The 8,145-nt window shown below is 57.8% G+C and carries 8 protein-coding genes; 2 read left to right on the top strand and 6 right to left on the bottom strand.

All coding sequences use genetic code 11. The features are described 5' to 3' along the window. Positions 1 to 24: 24 nt before the first annotated feature. The coding region (locus ACM9ME_RS15130; RefSeq protein ID WP_415644293.1) for a carbamoyl-phosphate synthase domain-containing protein at positions 25 to 616 on the bottom strand (592 nt) is incomplete at its 3' end. A 240-nt stretch (positions 617 to 856) separates the two neighbouring features. Here ACM9ME_RS15130 and ACM9ME_RS15125 point away from each other — a divergent pair. Continuing rightward, positions 857 to 2,074: a hypothetical protein gene (locus ACM9ME_RS15125; RefSeq protein ID WP_415644292.1), complete on the top strand. Its 1,218-nt coding sequence runs from the start codon at positions 857 to 859 to the stop codon at positions 2,072 to 2,074. 67 nt (positions 2,075 to 2,141) lie between these two features. Here ACM9ME_RS15125 and ACM9ME_RS15120 read toward each other — a convergent pair whose 3' ends face one another. The 5 genes from ACM9ME_RS15120 to ACM9ME_RS15100 all read right to left on the bottom strand — a co-directional run bounded on the left by ACM9ME_RS15120 (position 2,142) and on the right by ACM9ME_RS15100 (position 7,802). Continuing rightward, on the bottom strand, positions 2,142 to 2,879 hold the full coding sequence (locus tag ACM9ME_RS15120; RefSeq protein WP_415644291.1) for an SGNH/GDSL hydrolase family protein: 738 nt from the start codon (positions 2,877 to 2,879) through the stop codon (positions 2,142 to 2,144). 41 nt (positions 2,880 to 2,920) lie between these two features. Then, on the bottom strand, positions 2,921 to 6,055 hold the full coding sequence (locus ACM9ME_RS15115) for a hypothetical protein (protein WP_415644290.1): 3,135 nt from the start codon (positions 6,053 to 6,055) through the stop codon (positions 2,921 to 2,923). After that, positions 6,052 to 6,414, bottom strand: a complete 363-nt coding sequence (locus ACM9ME_RS15110) for a hypothetical protein (RefSeq protein ID WP_415644289.1) — start codon at positions 6,412 to 6,414, stop codon at positions 6,052 to 6,054. The genes ACM9ME_RS15115 and ACM9ME_RS15110 overlap by 4 nt, the downstream gene beginning before the upstream one ends. 1 nt (position 6,415) lies before the next feature. Further along, positions 6,416 to 6,802, bottom strand: coding sequence for a hypothetical protein (locus ACM9ME_RS15105; RefSeq protein ID WP_415644288.1), 387 nt, complete (start codon positions 6,800 to 6,802; stop codon positions 6,416 to 6,418). A 265-nt stretch (positions 6,803 to 7,067) separates the two neighbouring features. After that, complete coding sequence (locus ACM9ME_RS15100; RefSeq protein WP_415644287.1) at positions 7,068 to 7,802, bottom strand: hypothetical protein; 735 nt, start codon at positions 7,800 to 7,802, stop codon at positions 7,068 to 7,070. Between the two features lie 83 nt (positions 7,803 to 7,885). On the opposite strand from ACM9ME_RS15100, the gene ACM9ME_RS15095 reads away from it, so the two are divergent. Beyond that, the coding region (locus ACM9ME_RS15095; RefSeq protein WP_415644286.1) for a hypothetical protein at positions 7,886 to 8,145 on the top strand (260 nt) is incomplete at its 3' end.

Here is an 8,145-nt window from a genome sequence, read left to right as displayed (position 1 = left end):
ACCCCACCCCGACGCCNTNGGCGNCTGCCCCTCCCGCCTGCGGGAGGGGATTCTGATACCCCCTCCCCAGCCGCCACAATCCCTCATCCCACTTATACGTCTGCAGCGTGCTCACCCCGCGCGCGAGGTCCATGCCTTCCAGCCCGCCGAAATCGCGCGCCAGTTGCACCAGTTCGTCGACGTCAAACGCCCCGTCATGCCGGTGCGCGATCACCGCGTCCGGCGCGCCCTTCTCGCGGATCATCCGCGTCAGCGCGCGGGTATCGACACCCGCCAGCCCGATGCGGCCGTTCACGCGCAGCCACGCGTCGAAGCCGCCGGTGGCGCGGAAATTGCTCGCCTGGGTCACGTCTTCGCGGACTATGCAGCCCACCGCGTGGGGGTTGATCGCCTCCATATCCTCAATGTTGGCGCCGACATTGCCGATATGCGGAAAGGTGAAGGTGACGATCTGCGCCGCATAGGACGGATCGGTCATGATCTCCTGATAGCCCGTCATCGCGGTGTTGAAGCACACCTCGCCCACCGCCGCGCCCTCCGCCCCGAAGCCGCGCCCGCGCACGACGGTGCCGTCCGCCATGACGAGGATACCGGTCGCGCGCGTGTCTTCAGCCATGCGGAAATCGGGCTCCGTGGGTCAGGGTTGCAGCGATGTCGCTAAGGGGCGGGCGTTACGGCGAGGGGGAGATTTGGTCAACCGGGTGGGGGACCGAAATCCCATATGAAGAGATCGTCACCCCGGACTTGATCCGGGGGGTATAGCGATAGGTCTCATCTGACGCAGTTAGGACCACATTGAAATCCAAATTCGCGACAGGTTGCTATCCGCAAACTGCTTATCACCTTAAGGGGCGGCATGTCGGAATCGATGCTCGTGAACGCCCTGCGCCATGCTGTCTCTTTAGTAAGAGGCCCAATCGGCGACCCGATCAGGCCTGACTGGGCGGATTTCGACGCCGTGGCAATATCGCCGTTCGTGAACGCCCTCACTTATGCCCCCGAACTGCAACGCATTTGGGGAAGGTGGGCCGTTACGCCGGGATCAGGATCGACTTTATCTGCTGACGCTGCCGCAAGATACCTAATCAGTAGAGCGCGGGCGCAATTTAGTCCGGACGTAATCATCGCTGACTTGCTGCGCTTTGCTGCGTCCGGGGAAGTCGATTATCAATCTGTGCGCGCAGTCACGAATGTTGAAGTGGTCGAGAGCGTTCCCGTAGGGCACAATGTGCGATTGATGCCCCCAGCCTCGCTGCCGCCCGGCGTGTGTCGCAATGTGGCCTTTCAAATGGGTCTGGCGGTTGGTGACGACGATAGAATTGCCCCCGGTTTGTCGGCCTTGGTTGTGTCGGTCAATATGGAGCCATTGCGCGATGCGCCGCGACCCCAAGTTGTAGGCGGCGTTCCGATGCCAATCCCAATACTCGTAGCCCCCGAAGTTCAAGAGCAATTGGATGACGCATTTGTTCGCGCCCGCGTGGCGCTCGTTGCGGCGGGTGGCGCAGCTCCCAAGTTCGGAGCGTCATATGGGTATGTTTCGTCGCCGGGTTGGCCGCTGCTGATTGACAACGGAGTTGGAGGGGGGGCCATTGTTCCACCGCCGCCGCCGCGTCTTACGACCGCACATGCGTCCGCGCTCAAGCGCGTATATGAATTGGCTGAAGCCCCTGACCAAACGATTATGTTAGCTGTCGATCATTTAGCAGCGGCAAGAATGCGCCAGTCTGACACTGAACGGGCAATTGACATCGGTTCGTGTCTGGAAATTTTACTTATGCACGAACAGAAGTCGGATAATACGGAAATTACTAATAAAATTTCCCATAGGGGTGCGTGGCTCATCGGAAATGACGGACCTAGTCGACTAAAGGCATTTAAAACAATCAAAGAGGCGTATAATTTTAGGTCGAAGGCCATTCATAGCGGTAAGTTACCCGTCATTAAATCTATGGAGGAGCATGAGGCTCGGCAATCGTTCTTCCGAGAAAGTGAAGATATTATCGGTCGATTGATTGAAGTATTGCTTCAAGGTTGGCCCAAAAAATGGGATGAAGTTACTCTCTCCGCGAATTAAACTCATTATCCTAATCCGACTTCATTTCAAACATGGATGCCCAATCAGCAGACGTGCAACCCGCAAATTAGGAATTGCAAACACCGCTAATTATGCTCTTTAATTTAACATATCCCTTGGCGTTAGGGTGCAGCCCGTCATCACTATCCAGCGCTGGAACAGGTTTTCCGCCAAGCATAATCAGCGCCGCATTTAACTCTATCGCTTTGTCCGCGTTGAATTCTGCGGAAATGCCTTTGCCGGTTATTGGTGCGATACCGAGTAGAAGCACACGCACGCCAGCTTTGCGGGCGACATCCAAAATGCTGGTAAGGTCGCGTCGCACGTCGGCGGCACGTGTCATTACTTTGCGATGCGCGTCGTTCACCCCGACATTGACGATCAGTAATTTGGGCCGCTCGCTTGCGATTACCTTGGGAGCAAATTGAGCCGTGTCCGCAACTTTCGCGCCACTCACACCGGCATTTAACACGCGTTTGCCGCAAAGAATTGGTAGGTCCATCAGCTCGACAAAACTATCGCCTACCATAACGATCGGAAAACGGTCCTGCGCGGCATGTGAAAGGATCGCCTTTTCGCGATGCGATGCGTAGTTATCACGACTACCGCTACACGCGGCGAGCGCCAACAACGACAGGACACCAATCGCGGATCGCGGATCGCGGATCGCGGATCGCGGATCGCGGATCGCGGATCGCGGATCGCGGATCGCGGATCGTAATTTGCTAAGGTCTAAATGGCAATGGATCGACAGCCGACTGGGGCATCTAGTCTTGATAGCCAAATTATCGCGCAGACCTAGCATTTAGAACAACCCCCTCCTGCCGCCCCCTGCCACCCTCAAACCTATTTTAGCCCGGATAAGCCGGACTTTGCCAGCATTCTTCGCAAATTTGACGGGTCAACGCCCAGCCGTCGCGCCGTCGCTCGCAATCCGTCGCGGTCGTGGGTCTCCCGCAATCGCTGCAATTCGGCTTGCCGGTCGTGGCTGAGCTTCGCCCCTAGGGCAAGCGCGGCTGGCAGTTTCGCTGCGATTGCTCGCGCCAGCGTGTCCCCGTCCCGAATGTCCCGCCCGCTGACGAACGCCTTCAATCTCGACACGGACATGCCAAGCATAGCGGCGGCTTTTCGTTCCCCGTTTTCGGATAAGAATACGCGTAACTTGTCGGCAAGGTCCACCCGGTCGCCGACGGCAACACCATATTCAATCTCACTATTGACGCTCAGGCCGATCATCGCTTGGCGTTCCCAATCGTGAGACTCTTTGCCGATATGGTGCGTCGCGGTCATCTTTACATGGCGGCGGAGGGTAACGCCCCGGTCGAACGGCTTGGCGTTCAAGAACTTCGATTCCGGCTGCGTATGATATTGGGCCAGCGCGTCGGCATAGGATTTGAGGGATGTTCCCAAAACAGCTTTGCCGGTATCGCGGTCGAACGCCGCCGCGATGGCTTTGGCGTGATCGCTATCGAACGGCGCGGCGGGTTTGAGCCGCGCCGCTTTGCGCGGACGCGGGGTTGCGCCGTCCGCAATCCGTTCGCCGCCAAGGTCGAAGCCTTGCATCATCGAAAACAGGAAGCCGAACGGCTTGACCTGATCGCGATAGAGTCGGTCGCAATTGTAGGTTTTGAACCACGCCAGCAAATCGGGCGTCGTCGCGGCATAGCGGCTGATCGCGGTCGCGCTCAGGCTGGCATGATAATTGAGCCGCACTTGATCGGGATGGCCGGCGAGTGCCGCACTCACAATTTGATGCCAATGGTCGCAATGCCAGCGCTCGATTCCGTCGCCGAGAACCGACTTGTCCGGCTTTGGCAAATCAACGGGCGCGTCGGCTTCGCCATAGGGCGGGCGTAAATGCCCAAGCCCATGCGCGGAAACCTTCCGCATGATCGGACTGCCATCGGTGGTGATATTGAATAGCGCATAGCGCTTCGATGATATGGCCCAGCAAAAGAGCGGTTCGGATTTTTTGGTCGCCAGCCCCGTGTTCACATCCTCATTTTTCAGGATCGAGCCGCCGAACTCATACGGATTGAGCGCTGCGAACCAATTGACAATCAAGCGGGTGCGCTCCGCAAACTCGTCGCCATCCATTGCCTCGGGCTTGGCTATCGCGATGCTGTCCGTGTCGCAAAATGACCAATCCAATCCGCTATCGGCGACTAGCCGTTCGGCGGTGGCGAGCATCAACCGCGCCGCCCCTGTTATCAGTGTGCCGAGCAGGGGATGAAAGAACGTCCCCGGCATTTCGGACTGGTCTGTTTTGAAAGTGAACGGGTCGCACGTCGAACTCAGGATTGTCGTCGCCTTGCGCGTCCGGCCTGTTTCGACATTGACCTCGATAAAGATGCCGTAGCTGGTCGAGTTGGCGGCAATCTTTTGGGCGTTTTGTTCGGTATCAAGCGCGACCCATTCATCGCCGATCGCTCGGTCGCGGCGCTGTTTGGTCGATTGGCGCAGCTCAATGATACGCTTGAAAAAGTCCGTCTCCACGGGATCGACGCGATAATCGGCATTGCCACTTATATCGATAGCGCGAAGCTCAGGCTGCACCGGCCCCGGTGTGAATGTGATGGCTTCGAGGATCTTTGGCGCTTTGCCGCTTAGCAATTTCGCGGCGATGCAATCCGCCAACGTGAACCACAGCGGGCAATCGGAACTCAGATAGTTCGCTCCAATCGTGCTTTGCGCGTCGCCGTTATAGGCGGCGCGCACCGGGAAAATGTCACCATCAGGAACGACACGAACGAGCGTTGCCAATTGCCGCCAGGTCGATTGCAATTGAAGTGCCGCCAAATCGACCGCCGCCAGAAAATCGCGTGTTTTGCCGGTCGCATCGCGCCACATCATGCCGTCGGCGATAACGAACTGCCACAGTCCCATGAGCGTGCAGACGGTCGGATACATCGATAGAAAATCGCACAGCATGACTTGGCGAAGCTCGCGCCGGATACGAACTTCGGAACGCCCGCCGAAATAGCTGCCCATGATCTTGGCGAGCAAAGGGGCCGGAACAACCGGTTGAGCCTTGCGCCACGGCACGATGCCCATTTCGCGCAGATAGCCTTTGCCAATGCTCGCTTCGCTATAGACTTTTTCGGGCTTGGTCCGGGTCAATTTGAGGCGGTCGAGCCGCGTCATAAGTTCGCGATAGCACTCCCATGTCGCTTGCACGTCACGCACGGCATACGTCACAAACTCATCGGTAACGGGTGCGTCAAAATCATCGCATTCGAGCTTGGCATTTTCGACGCCAAGGAACGCCGACAGGCTGGCGAGCGAAAAGCCCCGTGCGAACAGCGCCCCGGCAATAGTCTTAACATCGATGAAATGACCACGGCGCGTTGGCGTCGGCGATCCGCGCCGTCGCTGCCCGCGACTTGAAAGCTGCTGCGCCGTTCCGGCGAACGAAATCAGCGCGGTTCGCTGAGACAAATGCTTGATGCGAACATTGGGATAGATTTTCTGAGCGGACAGTTTGAACGTGAAGCCGCCGTGCATCGCGCTCGCAATGCCATCGACCGGCGTTCGCAGGGTCGCATGGCGAAACGCCAGCCGCGAAATGTCGAACGGAAGATTGAAACCTACGATAGTTGCCCTGAGCTGATAGGCACGGGCGAAAAACACATCGTCAATAAATGACGCTCGCGTTCGCAACTCCAAGCCGTGACGCGTTGCATGATCGCGAAGCACTTTAAGTTCGTCGGCAGTTACGCCGTCCGGATCATAGAACAGCCCGGCCTCGTCAAGTTCGTCGCCGTTGCGGAACTGATAAGCGCCGAAGCGCAGCGCCTGCCCCGGATGCGTCGTCGTTTCGCAATCGAAAATCAGCGTCCAGTTCGACGCGGGCGAAGGTGCGGCGTGGCGCTTGGCTTGCGGCTTGCTCGCATCGGGCAAAGTCTGAAATGTGGGTGCTGCATATGCGCGAAGCGAAACCGGCAAGCTGTCCGTGATCGGCGGCGTTGACGGCGCGATCACTGCCCGCCCTCCGCTGGCGCGGCGGCGCGTTCGATCAATGCCAGCCCGAACGCGTAAAGTCGTTCGATGACGAGCCTCAGCATGTCGGCCAAGCCGAGCAAAAAATGCCCGATGCTATCAAGCATCGCGTCGGCATTCGGATCGAACGCCGGGTGATCCTTTTGATCGTCGCTCAATACCCGGTGACAGTTGCGGCAAATCATGGCCGTCATGTCGTCGCGGCCATGATCGGCGGGATGGTGCTTTTCGATGGCTTGCCAGCGGCTATGACCGCACGTCCCGCAACGCGGGTTGTCCGTGCCGAGTATCTCTAGCCGCCGTTGTTTGCGCGTTTCCCGCGCCAGTTCCTTCGCCGTCATTTCATCCTCCTATGGCTACCAGTCGATAAATTTCGTGGAAAACCTCATCGCCCTGAGCCGCGATGCGGTGCAGTTCATTGGGATCGGTTTCGAGCGCGTGGCGCTTGCCCTTGGCGTCGATGACTTCGCGACCCTCGAAAGGCAGCAACAATTGGCGGTCATTCGTGCGAATGAATTTGCCGACGGCGGCAAGATGCTGCCCGTTTAGTGAGGTTTCGTTATAATCGCGCAGTCGAACGTCAAGCACTTGACCGTTGCTAATAACTTTCCAGTCACGAGGTCGATTGTCGATGATGCGACGCGACGGCCCCCGCCCCGAAACTTCAACGGTTTCGCGAAGGAAGCGCCGGAACCGCTCGGGCGCGACGTTGACCGACTTCGCCGCCAACTCGCGATTGCCGATGCGCCGGAACTCGCGAAGCGCGGCCTCTAATTTGTCATCGATTTTAGCGCGCTGGCGGGGGCGCGTTGGCGTTTCGCCGGGGCGCGCATGTCCCCGCGCTTGTGAGCGCGAGCGGCCCTTCGCGGTCGCATTGGCGATGCGCCTTGCGTATTCAGCCCTGTAGTCGCGTTGCCGTGTCATCATTCGATCCGCGCCGGTGATTCGGCGAATGGTCGAATGGTCGGGCCGCGACCCTTCCTAAGCTACTGGATCAACCTGCAATTTCATTGTTGTCGCTTTCTGACGCTTCTTGCCGAAACCGCTTCAATTGTTTCCGAAACGTCGTCAGGCCGGGCGGAGCCACATTGGCCCGATCTCGCGGAAATCGCTTCGCGAACTCCGTCTGAAACCTTTCGTGCAGCATTTCAGCGCTAAATTCTCCGTTGTCTCCTGCCACATCCAAGGCGAGCAACACTTCACGGGAGAGCGGGTAAGTGCTGTTCCGGCCTACCTTCATTTGCGCCAGTGAATTAGGTTCGGATGCCGATAGGACTTCATCCGTCGTTCGATAAATCCCTGCACGAGTATCGGCGCGGGCCATGTCATGCGCTATCGCGGTGACTAGCCTAGCGAGGGCGGGATGCATCTCGCTTTGCGCTCGCAATACTCGGACATCGGCGAACTTTCTCCCGAACGCGGTAATGGAGTTTTCTGGTAAGTTGACCCGCGAATTGGGACTTGCGAAAACGGCTGGCGAAATTTGCTCAGGCGTTATTGCGCCCGGTGGATGCGGGTCGAGTATACCTAGAGCGACGAAAAGCCCGTCGGCGATCTTATCGCGTAGCTCCAATTCGAGTTGAGCTTGAGCAAGCCGCGCTGCGCTTTTTGACCCGTCACGATACTGCGTTTGTAAATCTGCGTTGCCGAAATACAGAGCCGCAAAATCGAGTGGCGAACCTATTTTCCAATTCGCTAATTCGCCCAATTCAGGATCAAATTCGTTCAATTGAATTAGTCGATTAACCACCAATTTGCCGGACCTCGCTTAGCGCATCTGCTATAGAAATAGCGTCAAAAAAGGGTTGGCAGATGTTTCTACAGCTAGAGCCGAATGAGCCGCAATCCAACTGCATTCGAGGTGAGTGGTTTGCCCGTAATTCCCATTGGCTGGCTGACGCGACGCCAAGCAAACGCCGCCGTCGCGAGCGCAATGAGAAGCCGCTGATTTTATGCGGTCATGGCGTGTCGCTGAGGGTGGAAAGCGGTGCACTCGTTATCCGCGATGGCTTCACCCATTATCCGCAACAGCAAGCCAAGCATCGCCTCTATCCCGGCCATCGCGACACGCC

Origin of the sequence: Sphingomonas antarctica (assembly GCF_965137005.1) — a bacterium.
Lineage (GTDB): Bacteria > Pseudomonadota > Alphaproteobacteria > Sphingomonadales > Sphingomonadaceae > Sphingomonas_O > Sphingomonas_O antarctica.
Note: the sequence above shows the minus strand (reverse complement) of the source record. Positions and strands in the feature narration are given on the sequence as shown.

Bases quoted from the DNA above. Each gene is read 5' to 3' on its own strand.
- ACM9ME_RS15120 (WP_415644291.1), bottom strand. From the start codon at position 2,879: ATGCTAGGTCTGCGCGATAATTTGGCTATCAAGACTAGATGCCCCAGT.
- ACM9ME_RS15125 (WP_415644292.1), top strand. From the start codon at position 857: ATGTCGGAATCGATGCTCGTGAACGCCCTGCGCCATGCTGTCTCTTTA.
- ACM9ME_RS15110 (WP_415644289.1), bottom strand. From the start codon at position 6,414: ATGACGGCGAAGGAACTGGCGCGGGAAACGCGCAAACAACGGCGGCTA.